20 protein-coding genes and 1 pseudogene are annotated in these 22,385 nt (G+C 49.9%); all 21 read right to left on the minus strand.

Translation table 11 applies throughout. The annotated features are described in order from the left end of the window. Positions 1–360 precede the first annotated feature (360 nt). Positions 361–867 (minus strand): CvpA family protein, encoded by a 507-nt coding sequence (locus OCV96_RS11715; protein WP_262594600.1) that lies wholly within the window; start codon positions 865–867, stop codon positions 361–363. 12 nt (positions 868–879) lie between these two features. Beyond that, positions 880–2,079: a DUF5711 family protein gene (locus OCV96_RS11720; RefSeq protein WP_022312772.1), complete on the minus strand. Its 1,200-nt coding sequence runs from the start codon at positions 2,077–2,079 to the stop codon at positions 880–882. A gap of 126 nt (positions 2,080–2,205) precedes the next feature. Next, positions 2,206–3,282, minus strand: a complete 1,077-nt coding sequence (locus OCV96_RS11725; RefSeq protein ID WP_262594601.1) for a LysM peptidoglycan-binding domain-containing protein — start codon at positions 3,280–3,282, stop codon at positions 2,206–2,208. Positions 3,283–3,299: 17 nt separating this feature from the next. Beyond that, positions 3,300–3,497 carry a hypothetical protein gene (locus tag OCV96_RS11730; RefSeq protein WP_262594602.1) on the minus strand — a complete coding sequence of 66 codons (198 nt, stop codon included), beginning with the start codon at positions 3,495–3,497 and terminating at the stop codon, positions 3,300–3,302. Positions 3,498–3,634: 137 nt separating this feature from the next. Continuing rightward, positions 3,635–4,684 (minus strand): aldose epimerase family protein, encoded by a 1,050-nt coding sequence (locus OCV96_RS11735; RefSeq protein WP_262594603.1) that lies wholly within the window; start codon positions 4,682–4,684, stop codon positions 3,635–3,637. A gap of 46 nt (positions 4,685–4,730) precedes the next feature. Continuing rightward, positions 4,731–5,327 carry a recombination mediator RecR gene (recR, locus tag OCV96_RS11740; RefSeq protein ID WP_118731309.1) on the minus strand — a complete coding sequence of 199 codons (597 nt, stop codon included), beginning with the start codon at positions 5,325–5,327 and terminating at the stop codon, positions 4,731–4,733. Next, positions 5,327–5,671, minus strand: coding sequence for a YbaB/EbfC family nucleoid-associated protein (locus OCV96_RS11745; protein ID WP_022152832.1), 345 nt, complete (start codon positions 5,669–5,671; stop codon positions 5,327–5,329). Before OCV96_RS11745 ends, recR begins: the two co-directional genes overlap by 1 nt. A gap of 171 nt (positions 5,672–5,842) precedes the next feature. Then, a complete protein-coding gene (gene dnaX, locus OCV96_RS11750) occupies positions 5,843–7,426 on the minus strand; it encodes a DNA polymerase III subunit gamma/tau (RefSeq protein ID WP_227061957.1) in 1,584 nt (527 codons plus the stop codon). Between the two features lie 86 nt (positions 7,427–7,512). Beyond that, complete coding sequence (locus tag OCV96_RS11755; RefSeq protein ID WP_262594604.1) at positions 7,513–8,586, minus strand: 6-phosphofructokinase; 1,074 nt, start codon at positions 8,584–8,586, stop codon at positions 7,513–7,515. A 216-nt stretch (positions 8,587–8,802) separates the two neighbouring features. Continuing rightward, on the minus strand, positions 8,803–9,855 hold the full coding sequence (locus tag OCV96_RS11760; RefSeq protein ID WP_262594605.1) for a hypothetical protein: 1,053 nt from the start codon (positions 9,853–9,855) through the stop codon (positions 8,803–8,805). A gap of 7 nt (positions 9,856–9,862) precedes the next feature. Next, a complete protein-coding gene (locus OCV96_RS11765) occupies positions 9,863–12,670 on the minus strand; it encodes a hypothetical protein (protein ID WP_262594606.1) in 2,808 nt (935 codons plus the stop codon). Positions 12,671–12,916: 246 nt separating this feature from the next. Beyond that, the gene (locus tag OCV96_RS11770) at positions 12,917–13,366 is read right to left on the minus strand and encodes a MarR family winged helix-turn-helix transcriptional regulator (RefSeq protein WP_262594607.1); all 450 of its coding nucleotides are present in this window, start codon (positions 13,364–13,366) and stop codon (positions 12,917–12,919) included. Positions 13,367–13,483: 117 nt separating this feature from the next. Further along, complete coding sequence (locus OCV96_RS11775; protein WP_262594608.1) at positions 13,484–14,572, minus strand: beta-ketoacyl-ACP synthase III; 1,089 nt, start codon at positions 14,570–14,572, stop codon at positions 13,484–13,486. Next, positions 14,569–15,630, minus strand: a complete 1,062-nt coding sequence (locus tag OCV96_RS11780; protein ID WP_262594609.1) for an NAD(P)H-dependent flavin oxidoreductase — start codon at positions 15,628–15,630, stop codon at positions 14,569–14,571. The genes OCV96_RS11775 and OCV96_RS11780 overlap by 4 nt, the downstream gene beginning before the upstream one ends. Before the next feature lie 24 nt (positions 15,631–15,654). Next, entirely contained in the window at positions 15,655–17,310 is a 1,656-nt protein-coding gene (gene accD, locus OCV96_RS11785) for an acetyl-CoA carboxylase, carboxyltransferase subunit beta (protein ID WP_262594610.1), read from the minus strand. Between the two features lie 73 nt (positions 17,311–17,383). Continuing rightward, positions 17,384–17,812: a 3-hydroxyacyl-ACP dehydratase FabZ gene (fabZ, locus tag OCV96_RS11790; protein WP_118668822.1), complete on the minus strand. Its 429-nt coding sequence runs from the start codon at positions 17,810–17,812 to the stop codon at positions 17,384–17,386. Positions 17,813–17,919: 107 nt separating this feature from the next. Beyond that, the gene (gene fabF / locus OCV96_RS11795; protein WP_262594611.1) at positions 17,920–19,161 is read right to left on the minus strand and encodes a beta-ketoacyl-ACP synthase II; all 1,242 of its coding nucleotides are present in this window, start codon (positions 19,159–19,161) and stop codon (positions 17,920–17,922) included. A 96-nt stretch (positions 19,162–19,257) separates the two neighbouring features. Beyond that, entirely contained in the window at positions 19,258–20,013 is a 756-nt protein-coding gene (gene fabG, locus OCV96_RS11800; protein ID WP_262594612.1) for a 3-oxoacyl-[acyl-carrier-protein] reductase, read from the minus strand. Further along, positions 20,007–20,993: an ACP S-malonyltransferase gene (gene fabD, locus OCV96_RS11805; RefSeq protein ID WP_262594613.1), complete on the minus strand. Its 987-nt coding sequence runs from the start codon at positions 20,991–20,993 to the stop codon at positions 20,007–20,009. Before fabD ends, fabG begins: the two co-directional genes overlap by 7 nt. A 139-nt stretch (positions 20,994–21,132) precedes the next feature. Next, on the minus strand, positions 21,133–22,071 hold the full coding sequence (gene fabK, locus OCV96_RS11810; RefSeq protein WP_227733875.1) for an enoyl-[acyl-carrier-protein] reductase FabK: 939 nt from the start codon (positions 22,069–22,071) through the stop codon (positions 21,133–21,135). Positions 22,072–22,139: 68 nt separating this feature from the next. Beyond that, positions 22,140–22,377: pseudogene (locus OCV96_RS19640) on the minus strand (hypothetical protein). Positions 22,378–22,385 lie beyond the last annotated feature (8 nt).

Consider the following 22,385-nt stretch of genomic DNA (forward strand, 5'->3'; position numbering starts at 1 on the left):
CAAGAGCTCGTTCGTTCGTTGCTGTTGTTCTCAGCGGCAACTCTGATATCTTATCATAACCGCTTTCGTTTGTCAACAACTTTTTTGAAATCTTTTTTCGTCTTGGAAAACTTTGTTTTCCGTGACAGGTATTTATGTTAACATATCTGTCAGACTTTGTCAACAACTTTTTTTGAAATCTTTTCAAGTTTCTTTCGAGCTGTTGTGTTGTCTCGGTGCTGCCTCAACAACGAATCTGAGTATATCATCCCCCACTGTACTTGTCAACACTATTTTTCGAATTTTTTGCACAAATTATCCCCTGCTACGTCAATTCCGCATAAACAGGGGATTTTTGCCATGTTTCTATTCTGTTTTTTACTATTTTATAAAGAACGGAAGCTTTTGTCCGAGCTGTTCCACCAGATATGCCAGATAGTTATTTTCATACAAACATGTAAGTATTCTGCTGTCTCTGGTATAATCTACGATCACCTGGCCCAGGGTTCCCAGGTCTCTGAAGATATTAAATGCGTATATTGTCCAAACAATTAGAACAGTTTCCAACATTCCAACCACAATACCTAGTAATTTGTCCAGGCTATGTACTATAGGTAGTTTCACGATCATCTTTGCCGAGAAAAATACGATATTAAGAAGATGATGCACCAAACCGATCGCCGCCAGCAACAGTATTGTCAGGATCACATTGAATATCTTTCCATCAAAGTAACTGCTCAGACCATTCCCGATCAGGAACAGCACCACACAGGTAATCAGCAGGGAGATCAGAGAGATCAGGGATTTTACCATTCCCTTCTTGTAGCCGTCCATCACCATGCAGATCAATACTACTGCCATGATGACCAGTAATAAATTCAGATTCATTGGTATACTCCTTTATTTTAACTGTATCGTATCTATTGTACTATCTGTCACCAGATAATATTTGTAGGAACCTCCTGCAGGAAGCAGAAGCCGGGCACTCTTACCGAAGCTGCCATGGTATTTTTCCACACCGTCCGTTGTAAAGATCTGGCACTCCGATTCGTTGTAGATCACCATGTCATCATCCCCGAAGAAAATATCCGTATAATCCACATCAAAATAGTAGCTGCCCACCTTTGCTGCCGAAGTATTGTACACATCCATGCGGTACTTGGTCTCCGCCTGGTCCGAAAGGAATACCAGTCCTACATATTTATCACTGTAGAAAATCGACTGGATCTCGTCGTCATATAGGTATTCTCCCGCCGTCACAGGCTTCTGGGTACCCGAATAGATCATAAGGCGGCTGTCTCCTACTGCAAACGCTGTATCATTATTCATAAACTGCACTTTCGGCACGACCAGGTCGGAATAAGAATATGCGCTGACCATATAATCGCTCTGATTCTCGCCCACCGGTCCGAAATTGTAGAATGTCACATTACTTTTTACTACGCCTGCATCCACATACAGGTAACTGATTGCCAGAAGCTCTCCGTCCGGTGACAAACTGACGGATACCGGATAACCTCCATCCGTCATATGCGCCTGTCCCGTGTAGCTGTTGGTACCGTCCGCTTCGTAAGTCATGATCCATGCCACATCCGTATCCGCCAGCACTGTTGTCACTCTTCCCGTTTCCGACACTGTGATATTTCGGATCGGCATGGTCGTTGTAATAGTTCCCAGTTGCTTGTCCGTATTCTGCACGTAGATCTCACGGCCGTTATAACTGCCGATAGCTGCCACATCGCCACAAGTAGCGATCTTCACATCCTGGATCACATAAGTCTGATTCCACTTTACATTTCCCTTGGCATCCGTACAGTGAGCGCCGTCTTTACTATATGTAAGAATACTGTTTTTCAACCGTATGTCTGTGGCATCCGATGAGACCTCCCGGCTAATGGAAGATACGGTGTCATATCCCGTATAGATATGTCTCTTTGCCTGTACCACCACAAGAGCAAGTGCCGCTCCCAAAGCCGCCACCACCAACAGCACCCGGTACACGATTTTCAGCCGGTGTTTACGGATCTTTTTCTTATAGTCATCCTGACTCTTTTGCCGCTTTTCTTTTTCCTTCAGATAATTCTTGATATCTGCTGCCATGTATCTGTTTCCTTATGTATTATCGTAACTATTAAGAATCGCATTCGCAAAATTACTGCGGCGCAGTCTGCTTTTTGCTCATGTAGTTACAGTATAACACACTTCCCCTTTTTGAAAATAAGTTTTTTACGGGAGAAGGATTTCCTGACCGATCTTGATATCATCCGGGTCAGTGATACCATTCAGGGAACAGATCTCAGATACCTTACTGTTGCTGCCGTAGTTCCGCAGAGAAATACCGATCAGTGTGTCCCCTCTCTGGATAGTATAATGTGTGGGTTGAGCAACCGCCTCCACTGTAGGAGTCTCTGCCACTGCAGAGTCTGCCGTCTGTGTCACATCCTGTATTGTTTCCTGTGTCGTGTTCTGTTCTGTTGCCTCCGTCACATCTGTCGTATTTTTTGTGACATTGCTGTCCGCAGAGGTTCCATCCGCTACACTGCCCGTATTTTCTTCCGTCGGATCTACAGCACTGTTTCCTGTTCCATCCATTGATGCATTTTCCGTGCCTTCCGGCATCACTGTCTCTGCTGCAGTCCCAGTAGTATTTCCCGCCGCAGCATTTTCCTGTCGCAGGGCGTCCTCCAGCTTGTCCTCCGCCACCAGCGTGCTGATCTGGCTCTGTTCCTCCACCGCATCCGGCAGTTTCTGCTCCATCAGGTTGCTCATGGCCTGCCTGGCTGTCTCCCCCAGGGATTCTCCGGTGCTTTCCTGCCGCATCAATGCCAATGCCATCACGCAGAGCAGAACAAAGACACCGGCAGCCGCCATTTTCATCCGACGCAGCCCCACCGTTGGCATGGGTATAATATTATCCGGCTCCTTACGCCTGGTTGCCGCAGCTCTGCGGTATTCCACGGATGTATTCTCCGTATGTCCGGCGGCACGGGAGGCATATCCGCTCTCCTGTCTCTGCCTGCGTTCCTCCTGCCGTTTCTTCACCACTTCGTATTTTTCCTGATCCACCTTCTCCGGTGCCGCCTCTTCGCCCCGGTTCTCCAGCATATATGCCAGCATACTGTCATTCTTCTCATAGAACTGCGCATACCCCGACACATAACGGCAGATCTCCTGTTCGCAGATCTGGAAGCCTTCCACCATCTCGCCATTCAGTATCTGGTAGCCTAAAAAGGTCATTTCCGAAAAATACTTTCTCCGCAGCTTCTCAATCTCCTGTTCCTGCGCCTGGGACAGGTGCCGCACCGGCTTCTGCAGGAAATTCAGCTTTGCGGAGCCATAGGCGATAGATATGCCACACCGTCCTCTGCTGTCTTCCTGCCGTATAATGCTATGGCAATATCCTTGTTCTGTGCCATTCCATTCATTTGTTTTATGTAAGATACCACATAATCTTCCACATAGATTCTGCAGTGCTTGTCCGCCTCTCCGATCTGCGTTATGTTCTTCGGTAATTCCATACAAAAAACACCTCCCATGCCGTTTCTATCAGTTATCACTAACTATAGCATCCGCACAGGAGGTATTTTAGCGTTCTTTGTCGCACCTCTTCAAAAACAGTTCGACAAAGTTTGCACCATATTCTATGTATTCTTAGCTATGCTTCAAACTTATATACGGTAACAGAATCGTATTCTCTGCCGTTCTCCCCGCCAAATACATAGGAGGGGAAATTCTCATGATGAATGGTATCCGGGAAATACTGGGTCTCCAATGCAAAACCGCAGCGATTGCCGTAGGTCACCCCATCTTTTCCGGGCTGTACATCAATAAAATTGCCTGCATAAAACTGCACTCCTGGCAGGGTGGTGTATGCCTTCATTACCCTGCCGCTCTTCGGGCCTTTTACTGTAGCAATATGCCGCAACGTACCGTCCCAGTCATCAATGACAAAGTTATGATCATAACCGCCGGTCAGGAGTAACTGTTCATAATCTTCCCGGATATCTCTGCCGATCTTCTTCGGCTGTGTGAAATCCATGGGGGTGCCTGCTACCGCACGGATCTCACCGGTAGGGATCGATCCTGCTGCCACCGGAGTAAAGTGAGAGGCTCTCAGCCACAGTTCATGCTCTTCAATGCTGCCTGCGCCGTGCCCGTCCAGATTGAAATAGGAATGGTTGGTCAGGTTGATAATGGTCTTCTTGTCACTGGAAGCATGGTAATGCAGAGTCAGCTCATTCTCCTCACTCAGAGAGTAGGTTACGGATACCTTCTTATTGCCGGGGAATCCCAAATGTCCATCCTCATCCTCCAGAGAAAATGTCACGCTGTTCTCTCCGATCTCCGCATCCCAGAGTCTCTTATGGAAGCCCAGCTGCTTATGGGTATGTAAATTGTTGGCACCGTCATTTTTGTCCAGCTGATAAGTAACGCCATCCAGCGTATACTCCGCACCGCCGGTACGGTTCGCACAGGGGCCGATCACCGTACCGAAAAAACTGTCGTTGCCATAATAACTTTCACCGTTATCAAATCCCAACACCAGATCATCCGCCTTGCCTGTAGCATCCGGCACCAGTACACGCACCAGAATAGCTCCCAGATCTGTCACCGCTGCCTTCATACCCTTACTATTACTCAGGGTATACAGCGAGATCTCTTTACCTTCCGGGCTTTTCCCAAATAAACTTTTTGTTACTGCCATTGTCTTTCCCTCCCACTTTTATCCATTTTTATTTCATGCATACTGTCTATAATTCCACTCTGCCCTCTAAAGCGCGGAGTAATGTTACCTCATCAATATATTCCAGATCTCCTCCTACAGGGACACCACTGGCGATTCTGGTCACCTTGATTCCTGTGGGCTTGATAAGCTTGCTGATATACATTGCCGTGGTCTCACCTTCCAGGCTGGAATTGGTTGCGATAATGACCTCCTCCACATCACCCTGCAGACGTTCCATCAGTTCCTTCAGCTTGATGTCACCGGGTCCCACACCCAGCATCGGGGAAATGGCACCATGCAGTACATGGTACACGCCCTCATATTTGCCGGTCTTCTCATAAGCCGCCAGATCTCTGGTGTTCTCCACCACCATAATGGTACGATGATCCCGTCTGGGATTCGCACACACCGGGCAGAGTTCCTTATCCGTCAGAGTATAGCATTCCTTGCAATAGCGGACATTGGCTCTGGCTTCGATCATGACGTTTGCCAGCCTGTCCACGCGTTCCTTCGGCATATTGATCAGATGAAAAGCCAGTCGCTGTGCGGACTTACTGCCAATCCCCGGAAGGGCTGCCAGTTCTTCTATTAATTTATTGATCTGTCCGCTGTAGAGTTCCATTAGAAAGGAAATCCTCCTAATCCTCCGGTCATTTTGCCCATAAGTTCTGCATTGGCTTCATCCGCCTTGCGCAGTGCTTCGTTGGCTGCTGCCACGATAGCATCCTGCAGAGTCTCGATATCCTCGGGATCCACGATCTCCTCTGCCAGCTTGATGGATGTGATCTCTTTTTTACCGTTGATGGTCACTTCCACCGCTCCTCCACCTGCGGATGCGGAGAACTCCTTGGTCTCCAGTTCCTTCTGTCCTTCTTCCATCTGACGCTGCATTCTCTGTGCCTGCTTCATCAGATTATTCATATTACCGGGCATTGCGCCTCCGGGAAATCCACCTCTTTTTGCCATGTTGCTGTTTCCTCCATATTATTTATAATTGATTTCTCCGTGCTGCGCACTTTCGAAATCATAACATATATTCGCATTTCGGACTATTGTCCTACGTGCTCATATATGGTTGAGTTATTATTCTATCTTACCTTATCTGCAAGTCTGCCGCAATCCCAAATTCACGCAGGATCACTCTTCCTCATCGATCTCCATGTTGATGACCTTACTGAGATCCACATAGTTATCTTCGAATTCTCTGCTGCTTTCCACCGTCTGGATCGTCACTTCAATCTCTTTGCTGGAAAAATCGGACAACAGCATTTCCAGCTGCTGCTTGTTCTGTTCGTGGGCTTCCCCCTTGAAATAATCGGAAGCCAGTCCGTCCTCCAACACCACCATGAGCTTGTTGTCTCCACCCAGACTTAATCGGGCGTTTTTCAGATACATCTTCATGGGATTCTCGGCATTTCCCACGATGGCCGGCCATTTCCGTACAATCTCCTGAATATCCCCGGGGACCGCCTTCGGCAACTGTGGCTTCGGCTTTGCCACACCGGCCTGCGGCACTCCCTGTGCTCCGGGAGCTCCGGCAGGCATCTGGGCCGCCGTGACTACAATACCGTTCTCGACCTTTTCCTCCACCTGGCGGATTCTATCCAGGACCGCCTCCTGATCCGTCTCCATCTCCGGCTTGCACAGCTTGATCAGCGCGATCTCTACCAGAATACGTTTCTGTGCCGCATAGCGGATCTGGCCGGACAGTTCGGAGAAAATATGAATATAGCGGATGATCTGGTCCATGGACAGCATGGAAGCTTCTTCCTTCAGATTCGCCAGATTGTCCGTAGACATGTCTATGACATCCTCCAGATTATCCGCTGTCTGTACCAACATCAGATTCCGCAGATACCAGGTAAAGTCCGTGACAAACTGTACCAGCTCCCTGCCCTGCATGACGATCTCTTCCAACAGTTCAATGCAGCCTAACACATTCCGGTCCATGACGAAGCGCAGCAACCTGCTGAACACTTCCGTATCCACTGCCCCCAGCACATCCAGGGTCATATCGTAGGTCAGTTCTTTGCCCAGATGGAAGGCAATACACTGATCCAACAGGCTCAAGGCATCTCGCATAGAACCGTCCGCTACTTTCGCAATGTAGCGCAGAGCTCTGTCCTCCACCTGTACCTGCTCCGTGTCCATCAGTTCCTTCATACGATCCGTGATGGTATCAATGGAGATTCGTTTAAAATCATATCTCTGGCAGCGGGACAGGATCGTAATGGGGATCTTGTGCACCTCTGTGGTCGCCAGAATAAAAATAACATAAGAGGGCGGCTCTTCCAGCGTTTTTAACAATGCGTTGAAAGCTCCGGGGGAGAGCATATGCACCTCGTCGATGATGTAGACCTTGTATTTTCCCTCCGCGGGAGAATAGGATACCTCGTCGATGATCTCACGGATATTGTCCACACCGTTGTTGGAAGCCGCATCGATCTCGATGACATTCATGCTGGCTCCTGCTGCGATTGCCTTACAAATACGGCATTCCCCACAGGGGCCGTCCTCTGTGGGGTGTTCGCAGTTCACTGTTTTCGCAAAAATCTTGGCCACCGTGGTCTTACCGGTACCTCTTGTTCCGGTGAACAGGTACGCATGGCCGATCCGGTTCGCCCGCAGCTGATTCTTCAATGTGGTCACGATATGATCCTGACCTTTGACATCGGAAAAAGCATCCGGGCGGAATTTCCGGTATAGTGCTGTATATGACATGTTTTTTCTCTCTTCCTTGTAACTATTCAGAGCCATCAAATATTAGCAGATGCCTGGCGAAAATAGTTACTCATTAATTTTCTGTCTTAATCGCCGAAGCAGATGCCCAGCAGTTTCGCTTCCTGTACGATGGTAGCATCGGGATCCACGGTCTTTAACTTGCCCGCTACATCCTCTAACGGAACCCTTACGATCTCACGGTTCTTGTAACCTACCATGAATCCATACTGATTACCCAGGATCAGCTTGCCTGCCTCGGAGCCCAGACGGCTGGCGAATACTCTGTCATAAGGGCAGGGGCTTCCGCCTCTCTGCATATGGCCGGGTACGGTGACACGTACTTCTCTGCCGGTCTTCTCCTGGATCTGTGCAGCCACTTCGTAAGATACGGAAGGGAACGGATATTTTTCCATCTTTTTCTTGTAGTCTTTTTTGGTCAGGGCAGCATCTTCCCTGGAAATCGCACCCTCAGCCACAGCGATAATGGTAAAACGGCAGCCCTTTTTGTCCCTGTCTTCGATCTTCTCGATCACCTTATCGATATCATAAGGGATCTCCGGGAGCAGGATGATGTCCGCACCGCCTGCCATTCCGGCATTCAAGGTCAGCCACCCTACTTTATGTCCCATAACTTCCACGATAAATACTCTGCCGTGGGAAGCTGCTGTGGTATGGATGCAGTCGATGGCATCCGTTGCAATATCCACCGCACTCTGGAAACCGAAGGTCATATCGGTGCCCCACAGGTCATTGTCGATGGTCTTGGGCAGGGTCACGATATTCAGTCCTTCCTTGCGCAACAGGTTCGCAGTCTTGTGGGTGCCGTTACCACCGAGAATTACAAGGCAGTCCAGCTGCAGCTTGTAATAGTTCTGCTTCATGGCTTCCACTTTGTTCAGCCCGTTGGGATCCGGATCCTGGATCGTCTTGAAGGGGGTACGGGAGGTTCCCAGGATCGTGCCGCCCTTGGTAAGGATGCCGGAGAAATCCTTGTCTGTCAGCATGCGGAAATTACCGTAGATCAGTCCTCTGTAGCCATCGAGGAAGCCATAGATCTCGACCTCTTCCTTACTGTTCGCCAGGGTCTTCACCACACCTCTCATGGCAGCATTTAATGCCTGGCAGTCACCACCGCTCGTCAACATTCCGATTCTCTTCATCGTAGGATCCTCCGTTTTCTATATTTCATTATTTTCTCTTGCGTTTGCTGTAACTATGCAAAACTGTCTTCGTTCTGCCAATACTTATTTCTATTTTAATACATTTATTTTCATCTGAAAATAGTTTGTTGTAATTTCCGGCAGATTTCTCCCCTATGGCAAAACAAACCTCAGAAGCACCGGGCCTCTGAGATTCGCTTATCATCTTATCATACGTTATTTGAATTTAAACTTTCCTTTGATCATGGTCACGTAGACAGCTGCGCCGCCACCGCCGACCACTACGGCTCCGGCTGCTGCCGCTGCCGCCACGCGGCCTGCGTTCGTTCCCTTACCGGAGGTCTCCGTTATCTGCTCTGTGCCGGATTCCTGAGAGTCGGAAGTCTGGGCGGTCATGGAATCTATCCGCTCCTCCTGCGGTGCTTCTCCACTCGATTCCTGCGTGTCCTGTACCTCCCCGGAGGGCTTTGCCGCATCTTCCTTACGGTTTTCGTCCGCAGCGGGTGTTGTCGGGGGCACGGGAATTACAGAAGGCTTTACCACACCGGGTGTGGCAGGCGTTGCCGTGGCTGCGGGAGGTGTTGCCGCGCCCGTGGCCTTCTGGTCCGTATTGGACGCCTGACTGCTGTCATCGTCGTCATCATCGTCATCGTCGTTACTGGCAGCAGGCTTCTTCGGTGCGATCTCATAACCGCAGATCGTACAGATCTCCGCCCGTTCTGTGGTGGCCGCGCCACCGGATGCATGCTTTTCCGTATTGCTGGTGATTCCACAGACACCACACTTATGCCAGTGTCCGGTCATATCGGACAGATATCCTTCTGCCCAGCTATGATCCGTCTTCGGAAGAACGATCTCTGTCGCTGTTATGCTCTTGCTTCCGTCCGCGGATGCAAAATACAGTCCGCAGACGTCGCAGGTCCAGTATTCGATGCTGCCCTCTGCCTGACAGGTGGGTTCCACCCGGTCGTGGCGGTTCAGCGGGCCGTGACCGGAGTTCCATGTCTTCGATACGGCGGGGCTTGCGTTATAATCATCGGTTTCCGCATAGCGGATCTGTGCAGTCACCTTCTTGTTGTGACCGACTCCGGTGGATTTGGTCTGTCCCCAGTCCGTTCCATCAAAGCTGAATTCCACGTCAGTGCGATCTGTGGTGATCTGCGCCGCCAGATCGTTGCCGCTGACGGTAAAGGTCATGTCAAAGGAATCCGGATCCGGGGTATCCTCGCGGTCTGCTTTTGCGGTACGGGTGATAGTTATGCCAAACACAATATCATTATAATTTTTTTGACCGTAACTGAACACTTACTATCGCATGCTCGCCAATATCATCCATGGTGTTTTCACCCAGAGTGAATAGCAATTTTCCCTCGGAATATTTGATGTCGGGATCTGCCGCCAAAACGTTCATGGAATTATCCAACATGATAACTTCCATCGTTGTCTCTCCCAGATCCTCGGGCAACCCCGGTATCTGCACCGCCTTCTCTCCTTTGGCCGCCCAACTGTATTTGAGATCCAAGTCTTGAATCTTCGGAGCAATTGCTTTACTGATTTCCAATTTTACCTGTGCCGTCAGCGTCTGATAGTATTCCGGATGCTCCGTAGGAATAAACGTTGCCGTGTAGGTCTCACTATCGCCAACATAAGGAACCTTGTCATCATCGCTCTGGATCTGCCAAGTTCCGTCGATGGGCTCGGTTCCCAGTTTTGCCGTCAGTCTTGTCACTTTGAGTTCTCTCAGCTTATTGCCATAGGCTCCTCTGGCGATGCCATCACCCTCTGCCGCAAGTGCTGCCGGGGCGATGTCAACGATCAGATTCTTCGTCTTCTCAGAGAAGAAAGAATTGTCATTTCCTTTGTAGACGAGGGTAAACGTGGTCTTACCTGCAGTCCGCGCCTTGTAAGTTGCGATGCCGTTTTGGATCTGCGCTGCGCTTACCACCGCAGTATCCCCGATCCGGATCTCAAAGCTACCATCCGTATCTTCCGCAGAGATGGTCTGTACGTCCGCCACAAAGTTTACCAGTGCCTTTACATTAAAAGTTATATCCTGTCCATAGGTGGGCGTAACGTCATCTGCTCTCTCAAACTGCAGACCGGTGGTGTACTTCACACCAACTGCATTATTTTCCCCAAGCGAAGGATAGTAGGCTATGCCATTCTCTTTGTCGTTGGCTTTCTTCGTCCAGATGGCCGGATCAAAGCCATTGTCTTTGAGTTCTTTGAAAAAGCTGGAAGAGGTCAGTTGCAGGGTAGAATGTCCCAAATCACAGTCATCTTTTACGTTACAAATATCTTTATTGAAATAACACTTCTCCGGGTTGGGATCACCACTATTTGATATTCCCGCAAGTTCTCCATTCCCTTTGACATTTCCTATGCTAATGCAATGGTCAATAGTTCCGCCCATACCACAGATTCCTGCCGCAGAATCCTTTCCCTGCACGTCTCCTTCAAAAAAGCACTGGGAAATCATAGTGTATTGTCCACCCACGCCGCTGATTCCGCCTACCATAGACCCTTTTACCGTTCCGGTAAAGGAGCAGCCATAAATTTCGCCCGCAGACAAATTTCCACAAATTCCTCCTGTTTCACAATAACTCGAAACAATGTCTCCGTTGGCAGCCAACAGCATTACCTTACCGCTTTCGCTGAGCTGGTTTTGCGTGTAGCCAATCTGGGCAAACAAACCAGAACTATAAACATCATTTTCTTTTGTCATATCCACATGGCTTATCGTATGTCCGTCTCCACTGAATTTTCCTATGTATGGAGTTCCGGGATCTCCAATAGATCTGAGTTCCACTCGGCTCACATCAATATTGTTTTTTAATACATAGTTTGCGTTACAGTTTGCCGTATCCTGTCCGATGGCTACGAATTCCTCCGCCGTGGTGATCAGGGTATAGATATCCCAGTCGTCGCCATTCGTTGTAACATAGTTGTATACCGGTACGGAAGCAGTCTTCGTCTCTCCGATCTCTGCCACCTTTGTCAGATTGATGTAAGTCCCTGTGGCTATACCAAATCTACTTCCTGTATCTGTAGCCGCTGCAGTGCTGGTATCGACACCGCCCTCTTTCCAGATTGTAGAATCCAAGCCCTCCGGAAGTGCACCGCAAAGCTGCCCTGCCGTTAGTGCTGTTCCAGCGTCAAAGCCTCCGGTAATTGCATCCATATTGTAATAACAATTTGAAATATGCCCCGTACTTTTAGAATCAGTGCTACCTACAATTCCGCCAAAAGATTCTCCCCCACTGACTTTCCCCAGATTTACACATGCAGTAATACTCGCAGACGCAGTGGTATCATCAAAGATGCCAAATATTCCACCACCGGCACTTTTATGAGCTTTATTTATAATCATTATCTCACCGGTATTCAGGCAATTCTCAGCAATACCACCCATCCCGGCAATACCACCAACTCTCCCTCGCCCTGTTACCTTACTACTATTGTAACATTGCGAGACTTTACCAACCGAATATCCTCCAATCTTACCGCAAATACCGCCAACATCTGTTTTACCGTTTATTGTATTTCCAATACTCCGACAGTTCTCAATATTTATTTCTTTTGCGTATCCCACGATAGCCCCAACAATGTTTTCTCCACAAATAACAGAATCTTTAACCGTAATATTTTTTATGGCACTATTAACATTAAATTTTGTACATTCTCCAAACAAACCGACATAATCCGCCGAGGAATTACTTATCCGCATTCCCGTCACAGTATGATTCCTGCCGTCAAAGTTCCCTCGAAAAGAATTACTATGGTTTCCTATTGGTGTCCATTCCTGATTATTAAGATTAATATTATTTTTCAGTATAATATATTCTCCATCGTACCATTTTCCGTCATTCACACTTTTTGCAAAATACGCAAGTTCCGCCGCAGTATTGATCTGATAGGGATCATTTTCCATACCGGTGCCTACGGCAAACCCACTTGCAATCGTACCGTCCCACACATTTGTCTCCGCTCTCGCACTCACCGGCACAGCGATCCACGCCAGTGCCGCCAGTACCAGCAAGGCCAGTCTCATCTTCATGCTCCATGCTTTTGTACTTTTCTTCATAACCCTCATGCCTTTCTATATCCTGCAAAATTTCACATATTTCCCAACCCTTTGCAGATGTAAAATCCAATTTTGTTTTTATACTATCCGTATCATTTATTATACCAAAAAAGCAAAGGCACCGTCAATATTTTCCATACGATTCGTCTCATATTTTTATAAAATTTTGTTAAACAAGTGCGCCCACCGCAAAATCGAGCAGGCTGGCTCATCGTATACGCAAAAAGAGTGACCGGATCTCTCCGGTCACTCCTCGTTGCCTTCTCTGAAAAATATATCCAGTTTTCCCAGACATTTGATCAATGTCTTCATTTCTTCCTCGTCCAGATCCCGTATGATGGTGTGGATCATTTTCCTGTGGAAATCTCTGTGATGGAAAAAAGCTTTTCTCCCCTTCTCTGTCAGGGTCACCAGCACTACACGTTTATCTCTGGTGCTGCGGTTACGCTCCAGGTAGCCTTTTTTCGAAAGGCCGTTCATATTCGTGGTCAGGGTTCCCACGGTGACATGCAGTTCCCCGGCGATCCTGGACATGCTCTTGGGTTCCTCGATGCCGATGGCTTCGAGGATGTGCATATCATTATTTGTAATATCCCTGAATTCGTCTGTTATGACTGCCTTTGCTTCCGCATCCATCACGTTATGGAACAGGTTCACCAACAGTTCATTCAGTACCCGGTTTTTGCTTTTTTCCATAGTTTTCCTAATAAATGTTTCTCTGGTATACCGGCAATGCTCCCGGACCGCAGGCTTCCTGTCTACCGGACCGCATCCATGCCGTTGTCGTGTCCTTAGTCGTTATCAGTATACCGTCTACCAGGTCATCACGCAAGCCCCAATCGTAAGCCCGGCTCCGAATCCCGCCAGAACGATACGATCGCCGCGGTGCAGCTTTCCCTGCCTGTTCAGTTCGTCCAAAAGCACCGGAATGGAGGCAGAGGACAGATTGCCTACCCTCTCCAGATTTGTAGGAAATTTTTCACGATCCGCATGAAGGCGTTTCGCCACTGCATCAATAATACGTGCGTTGGCCTGATGCAATACAAACATATCAATATCCGGCACAGCAAGTCCGGCATCTGACAGTGCTTCCTCGATGCACTGCGGCACCCGTCTGGTGGCAAACCGGTACACTTCCTGTCCGTCCATCTGAATATAATGTTCTCTGCCATCCGTCGGCTGGTTTTGGTTCGTTTTTGCCACTGAAGTCCTTGCATATGGGGTTGTCAGTTCTCTTGCTCCGCATTGCAGGACTCCGCCACCGGTGCCGTCGGAGTGCAGTGCCCGGCCCAGAATGCCTGCTGCCGGTATCCGTTTCTCCTCCGCCGTCTCCTGCATCCCTTTCTCTGTCTCCGGCAAAGCGTTACTGTATTCCACCGCCCGAGACTCCGTCCTGCATCGCTCCACAACTACCGCCCCGGCGCCGTCTCCGAACAGAATACAGCTGCCCCGGTCCTTCCAATCCACCAGTTTAGACAGTACCTCACTGCCGATGACCAGCGCATTTTCCGCAAGTCCCGTCCGCAGATAGGCATCCGCGGTATTCAGTGCAAACAAAAATCCGGAACAGGCCGCATTCACATCAAAAGCCAGTGCATTCACTGCGCCGATGTCCGCCTGCACCTGACAGGCGCAACAGGGCAGATACTGCTCCGGAGAGCAGGTTGCCACCAGAATCAGGTCGATCTCTTCCGCTCTTTTTCCTGCCTGTTCGAGTGCTTTACGGGCAGCTTCTGACGCAAGTGTCACAACCGTTTCGCCAACTGACACATGTCGTTCCGCAATACCGGTTCTCTCCCGGATCCATTCATCCGAGGTTTCCACCAGCTGTTCCAATTCTTTATTTGTAACGATCCTTCCCGGAAGTGCACTTCCGGTTCCGGTGATTCTTATGGTTCTCACGCCATTTCCTCCATGATATCCACTGTTCTTTCTATTTTCTGCGCCCGCCAGGCATTGCTGCCGCAGAACAGCAGTCCGTTATCCACATCTCCCATTGCCGCATTGATCAATGCTCTGGTGATGCAATACGGTGCTGTCTTCGGATCGCAGGTCTTAATGCAATGTCTGCATCCGGTCATAAACCGTTCCCCGGCCGCCACCTTTTCCAGAAAAGCATTCTGTATAGCTCTGCCCGGCATTCCCACCGGGCTTTTCACAATGACAATGTCTTCTTTCTGCGCCCGGAGATACTCCTGCTTGTACGCCTCCGCCGCATCACATTCCTCTGTGGTCACGAAACGGGTTCCCATCTGTACCCCTGCAGCCCCGAGGTACAGGCAATGCTCCAGATCCCTCCGGTCATAAATACCGCCTGCTGCAATCAGTGGAATTTCCAGTTCTGCTGCCTGCCGGATCATTGCCGTAAGTTCTCTCTCATAGTTCTCCGGTGTGTAAGCATCCAGTTCTTCCCGCTTAAATCCCAGATGTCCTCCTGCCAACGGTCCCTCTGCCACGAGAAAGTCCGGCTTTCTGTCGTATTTTTTCATCCAGTATTTCGTGACGACCGACAGGGCACGGGTGCTCGACACGATCGGAGCCAGCATCGTCCGGTGGTTGCGCCCGGGCATTCCGTTTTCCGTCTCTGCCACGACTCCGGGCAGATCCAGCGGCAGTCCGGCACCGGAGATAATGCAGTCGGTACCTGCCAGCACTGCTGCCCTGACATAATCCTCGTAACGCTGCGTTGCCACCATGATGTTGACACCGACGATACCGCCTCTTGCGGTCTGTCTTGCTTTTTCTATTTCTTTTCCGATAGTACGCAGATTACAGGCGATGGGATCTCTGTCAAAATCCGGCTCCCGGAAACCGATCTGGGCAGTAGAAATAATGCCGATCCCACCGGCAGCTGCCACTGCTCCGGCCAGCCCGGACAGACTGATTCCCACACCCATGCCTCCCTGGATCACGGGAATATCTGCATGTAATTCCCCCAGGATCATTTTTCCGTGCTTCATCCCACATCACCTCTCGTTACCGCTTTAATACTTGCGGAACCTTTCATAACGTTCCTCTGCGATTTGTTCACCGGTCATGCCGGTATATTTTTGCAGAAATTCCTTGATATGTTCCTTGAGATACCCGCCTATGGCTTCCACGGTACTTTGGTCTGCCCCACCGTATTCCGGTACGATCCGCTCGATCACACCGAGGCGTTTCAGATCTTCCGAAGTGATGTTCATGACTTCACTGGCTTCTCTGGCTCTGTCGGCATCCTTCCATAATATAGAAGCAAAGCCTTCGGGAGACAGGATCGAATAGGTGGCATTTTCCATCATCCACACCTCATTGCCTACCGCCGTAGCCAATGCCCCGCCGCTGCCGCCTTCCCCGATGAGAATGCACAATACCGGCACTTTTAAAGCTGACATCTCCAGCAGATTCCGGGCAATGGCCTCGCCCTGGCCTCTCTCCTCCGCCTCCACGCCGCAGAAAGCTCCCGGCGTATTTACAAAGCTGATAATGGGTCGGTTGAATTTCTCCGCCTGCTTCATCAGACGCAGTGCCTTACGATACCCTTCCGGCATGGGCATGCCGTAATTGCGTCTGGCACACTCCGCAAAATCCTTGCCCTTCACATCTGCCAGCACTGTCACCGGCTGCCCGTCCAGGAATGCCACTGCACCTACCAGTGCTTTATCATCCCCATAATAACGGTCTCCGTGAGCCTCCACTACATAATCGAAAATGTAGGGAATATAGTCGGTTGCTGCCGGTCTGTCCACTCTCCGGACGGTCTTGACCTTTTCCCATGCCGTTCTGGGGAGTGTCAGTATTGACCGTTCCTTCACGATCTCCGTAGGTTCAAAATGGAAGTCAAAATTTTTCTTAAAATCCGCATAATTCCCCTCACTGCACCGATGCGTCGTGATCAGGAAATATAAGGTCTTCTTCAGATTCTCCCGGCGGACGATACCGTCCACAAAACCATGCTCCTGCAAAAATTCCGCTGTCTGGAAGCCATCAGGGAGGCGCTGTCCCAGAGTCTGCTTAATAACTCTCGGTCCTGCGAAGCCGATCAAGGCTCCCGGTTCCGCCATGATCACATCTCCCAGCATGGCAAAGCTGGCCGTCACACCACCTGTGGTGGGATCTGTCAAAATAGTCGCATAGAGAAGTCCTGCTTCTCCATGTCGTTTGATCGCTGCGGAGGTTTTTGCCATCTGCATCAGTGACACGATTCCCTCCTGCATTCTCGCACCGCCGGAACAGCAGAACAAAAATACAGGCAGCCGCAATTCTGTCGCCTTTTCAATTGCCCGGGTGACTTTCTCGCCGACCACATGTCCCATGCTTCCCATCATGAATTTGGATTCGCAGATGCCGATCACAGCCTTTTCCCCGTAGATCTCGCATTCACCTACGGTCACAGCTTCTTTTACGCCGGATTTTTCCCTGGCCTCCGACAGCTTTTCTTCATAGCCCTCATATTTCAGTGGATTGCTCTCTTCTATCTCCTCGAACCAGGGCTGAAAGCTTTTCCGGTCTGCCACCATGCGGATCCGGTTGTGGGTCTTCACCCGGAAATAATAACCACACTCATAGCAGACATATTTATTTTTCGCTGCCCGGTCTCTGTTTATCATTTTCTTACATTTCGGGCATTTGATCTCTGTTTCTGTATCTACACTTCCCATACCTGCACCTCTTATTCTGCGTCACTTTTATCTCTCTGTCCCGCTCATAAAAAATCACTTCCGCAGACTATTCTTATTTTAACGCAAAGGTAAGCTCTGCTTTCGCCGCCAGTTTTCCGTTTACCGTAGCGATCGCTTCCCCGACACCCACCGGTCCCTTACTGCGGATAATGGTGGTCTCCAGCTCCAGGGTGTCTCCGGGGCGCACCATCTGCTTAAATTTTGCCTTATCGATCCCGGCAAAATAAGCGGTCTTGCCGCGATGCTCCGGCAGAGACAGAATTGCTACAGCCCCTGTTTGTGCCAGTGCTTCCATGATCAACACGCCCGGCATCACCGGATTCCCCGGAAAATGCCCGGCAAAATACGGTTCGTTAAAGGTCACATTTTTGCGTCCCACTGCCCGCACACCGGGCTCCAGCTCCTCGATAGTATCGATCAGCAGAAAGGGATGTCTGTGGGGCAGAATCTCCATGATTTCCTGTGTATTATAAACTGACATTGTTCCTCCGTTCCGCGAATGCTGTCGTATCAACTACTTCCTCGCATTGTGCAATCGTCCTTGTTGATGCTCTGCCTTCTATCCTGTGTCTTGAACATCTGCTGCGGTTATTCTGTGTACTTCTTCAACAACAGACTCGCATTATGTCCGCCGAAGCCCAACGAATTGGTCAATGCATAAGGCACCTCTTCTTTGTAGCTGTCCCGGCAGTAATTCAGGTCAAGTTCCTCCTCCGTCTCACGCAGTCCCACGGTGCGGTGGATATAGCCTTCCTGAATTTCTTTTACACAGGTGACAAACTCCACTGCACCTGCTGCTCCTAAAAGATGTCCCACCATGGATTTGGTGGAATTGATCTTCAGGTCATATGCATATTCTCCAAATGCCAGCTTGATCGCTCTGGTCTCGAACAGGTCATTATGATGGGTGCTGGTTCCATGGGCATTGATATAGGTAAGCTCTTCCGGTGCCACACCACCGTCTTTTAAGGCATTCAGCATGGCGGTGGCTGCTCCGCTGCCATCCTCCGCAGGGGATGTAATATGATAAGCATCCGAAGAACAGCCGTAGCCGGTCAGTTCCGCATAGATCTTCGCCCCGCGCCTCTTTGCATGCTCCAGCTCTTCCAGTACCACGATAGCGGAACCCTCTCCCATGACGAAGCCGTTTCTCTCCTTGTCAAAAGGAATGGATGCCCGTTCCGGATCCTCACTAAATGACAATGCTGTCAGTGCGGAAAATCCGGCAATGCCGATGGGTGTAATGGAGCTTTCCGTTCCTCCCGCTATCATTACATCCGCATCACCGTACTGGATCGTACGGTATGCTTCTCCGATGGAATGTGTACCGGTTGCGCAGGCAGTAACCACATTCAGGCTCTTGCCCTTCAGCCCATAGGCAATGCTGACATTGCCTGCTGCCATATTGGAGATCATCAGAGGCACCAGCATGGGGCCTACCCTGCCGGGGCCTTTTTCCTTCAGGCGGTCATATTCCCGCTCCATGGCCTGTAAGCTTCCGATGCCGCTTCCCACACTGCAGCCCACCATATAAGGATCTTCCTGTTCCATAGTAAGACCAGCATCCGAGATGGCCTGTCCGGCAGCCGCCACAGCAAACTGGCAGAACTGCTCCATTCTGCGGGCGGATTTTTTGTCCATATATTGTGCGGGATCAAAATCCTTCACTTCCGCCGCCAGCTTACAACGGTAATCCGCAGTATCAAAATAGGTTATAGGACCGAATCCGGTCTTACCCTCTTTGATACCATTCCAGAATTCCTCTACGCTGTTGCCAATAGGGGTGATGGCTCCCATGCCTGTTACTACAACTCTTCTATTTTTACCCATACAGATATACTCCCTCGCATCCTGACTTATTTTCTGTCCTGCTGTACCGTTAGCGGACATATTTTCTATTCTGCTTTACTGTTGCCGGACATAGTTTTACATCGCCATACCGCCGTCCACGCACAGCACCTGGCCGGTAATATAGTCCGAGGCATCTCCTGCCAGGAACAGAACCGCCTGTGCGACATCCTCCGGTCTTCCCATTTTCTTAAGCGGGATCTGTCCAACCGCATTATCCTGTACCGCCTCCGGAAGCTTATCTGTCATATCTGTCCGGATAAATCCGGGTGCCACGGCATTCACACAGATATTCCGGGATGCCAGTTCTCTCGCTACACTTTTCGTCAGACCGATCAGTCCCGCCTTGGAGGCGGAATAATTAGCCTGTCCTGCATTCCCGACGATGCCACTGACAGAAGAGATATTGATGATTTTCCCATATCTCTGCTTCATAAAGGTCTTCGTCAGATGCCGGATCATGTGAAATGCGCCTTTCAGGTTCGTATCCAGGACTGCATTGAATTCTTCTTCCGTCATCCGCACGATCAGATTGTCCCGTGTGATCCCGGCATTATTGACAAGGATGTCAACTCTGCCGTATTTCTCTGTTACTGCCTTTACAAAGGCTTCACTCTCTGCAAAATCTGCAACATTGCATTTCACAGCCTCCGCCATGCCGCCTTGGCTTCGGATGTCCGCCGCCACCGCTTCCGCTGCTTCTGCAGAACCGTTATAATTAATGATCACCGTGGCTCCTTCTGCTGCCAGTGCCTGTGCCACTGCTTTTCCGATGCCCCGTGATGCCCCTGTGACAATAGCAACTTGTCCTGTCAGACTTCTTCCTGTCAACATGCCAGTTCCTCCATCACCCGGTCCAGATCCTCCGGTTTCTCGATATTGTATACTTTGACATTTCTGTCAATTTTCCGTACGAAGCTGCCGAGTGTCTTCCCCGGGCCGATCTCTATGAAAGTGTCCACGCCATCTGCGATCATCCGCTCTACGCTCTGGGTGAAATGAACGGGACTGGATACCTGTTGTTTCAGCAGTTCCGCAACCTGTGACGCATCTGTCACATAATCCGCTGTTACGTTGGACACGTAAGGAATCCAGGGGGTTGACAGCTTGACGCTTTTCAATTCTTCTGCCAGCTGTTCTCCCGCAGTTTTCAGCAAAGCTGAATGGAATGGTCCGCTGACCTTTAAGGGTACACAGCGTTTTGCACCTGCTTCTTTCAGCGCTTCCGATGCTGCTGCTACTGCATCTGCCTCTCCGGTGATCACGATCTGCCCCGGGCAGTTATAATTTGCCACCGAGACGACTTTGCCGGTTTCTTTTGCTGTCTGTCCGCAGATTTTTGCCACGGTGTCTCCGTCCAGTCCTAATATTGCTGCCATGGCTCCGCCTTCCGGATAGGCCTCCTGCATATAGATACCACGCATCCGGATGATCCGGAACAGATCCGGCAGCTCCATCACACCAGCGGCAGCCAGCGCCCCATATTCTCCCAGGCTTAAGCCTGCTGCCATCTCCGCTTTCAGTCCTTTTGCCTCCAATACTTTCAGAATTGCCACTTCCATGGTCAGCATGGCGATCTGTGTGTATTCCGTAATGTTGATATAAGGATTTTCTTCAAAGGTCAGCTGTTCCATGGAGTACGGATGTCCGCTTTCCGCCTGTACTTCCCGCTTATCCTGCCAATACAGATTCTGGAGCACCTTGTCTGCCAGCTTCCATACCGCCTGTGCTTCCGGGTAAGTATCATAGAACTCCTTGCCCATTCCTATGTACTGGGAGCCCTGTCCCGGGAATAAATATGCGATCCTGCTCATTTTGTCTTCTCCTAATTACTATGTGATGCTATTGTTCTCCTCGGTTACAGCACATTTTTTATAATGCGCCGTTTTCCATATAACTACGCCGCCTGTCGCTGTTCGATATCTGTTGTCAGCGGTTACCTGTCGCTATATTTTATTTATGCTGTCCTTGTGCCGCTATGCACTCCTGCGCCTGCTGCACTGTTTCTTCAATAATCTCACGGCAGGTCTGTTCTCTGCGGATCAAGCCTGCAATCTGTCCCGCCATCAGTGTTCCGTTTACGGTATCTCCGTCCTGCACTGCCTTCCTGAGAGATCCCAGCGTCAGCTTTTCCAGTTCCATGAAATCGGCATTCTCTTTTTCCAGCTTCAGATACTCCCTGGTCATCTGATTACGTAAAGAACGCACCGGATGTCCGGTAGACATTCCCGTCACTACAGAATCAATATCCTTTGCCTTGATGATCTGATTCTTATAATTTTCATGGACGATGGATTCCTTTGATGCGACGAACCGGGTGCCCATCTGGATACCTTCCGCTCCCAGCATAAAAGCCGCCGCCATTCCTCTGCCATCGGCGATACCTCCGGCTGCGATCACCGGGATAGATACCGCATCCACTACCTGCGGAACCAGCGCCATGGTCGTGGTGGAACCGATATGTCCACCGCTTTCCATGCCTTCCGCCACCACAGCGTCCGCTCCGGCACGCTCCATCATCTTCGCCATAGCCACACTGGCTACCACCGGAATGACTTTCACTCCGGCATTCTTCCACAGTTCCATGAATTTTCCCGGGTTTCCAGCACCAGTCGTTACCGCTTTTACTCCTTCTTTCACGACAATCTTCGCTACATCCTCCGCATTGGGATTGAGCAGCATGATATTCACGCCGAAGGGTTTGTCAGTCAGTTCTTTGCATTTACGGATTTCCTCCCGGACAACCTCAGGCGGAGCGGAAGCGGCACCGATGATACCTAAGCCTCCGGCATTTGATACCGCTGCCGCCAGCTTATGTTCTGCCACCCAGGCCATACCGCCCTGGAAAACGGGATATTCTATTTGTAGAAGTTCCGTGATCTTTGTTTTCATTGTCTTTCTGATCCTTCTCGTCATTCTGCGTTATATTACATATTCTGATGATACCAGGGTCAAAAGGTCTAAGCCCACATGAGCTTGCTCATAAGTGGGTGAAAGACCTTAGGACCCGCCCCGATATGAGCATAAAAGTGGGATGATAATCCCACGATATGCGAATATTGGGTAGGGTGCTATGTGCCAGTGGCACATGTCTAGCACGGACCGAAGCGGAGCGGAGACATGGGAGTGCGTAGCACGAAGCAATCCGTAGGTATCAAAATCGGGGGCTTTTGCCTGCGGATTCTTGCATTCAGGCAGATATGTCG

The organism is Waltera acetigignens (assembly GCF_025567015.1).
Classification (GTDB): Bacteria; Bacillota; Clostridia; order Lachnospirales; family Lachnospiraceae; genus Acetatifactor; species Acetatifactor acetigignens.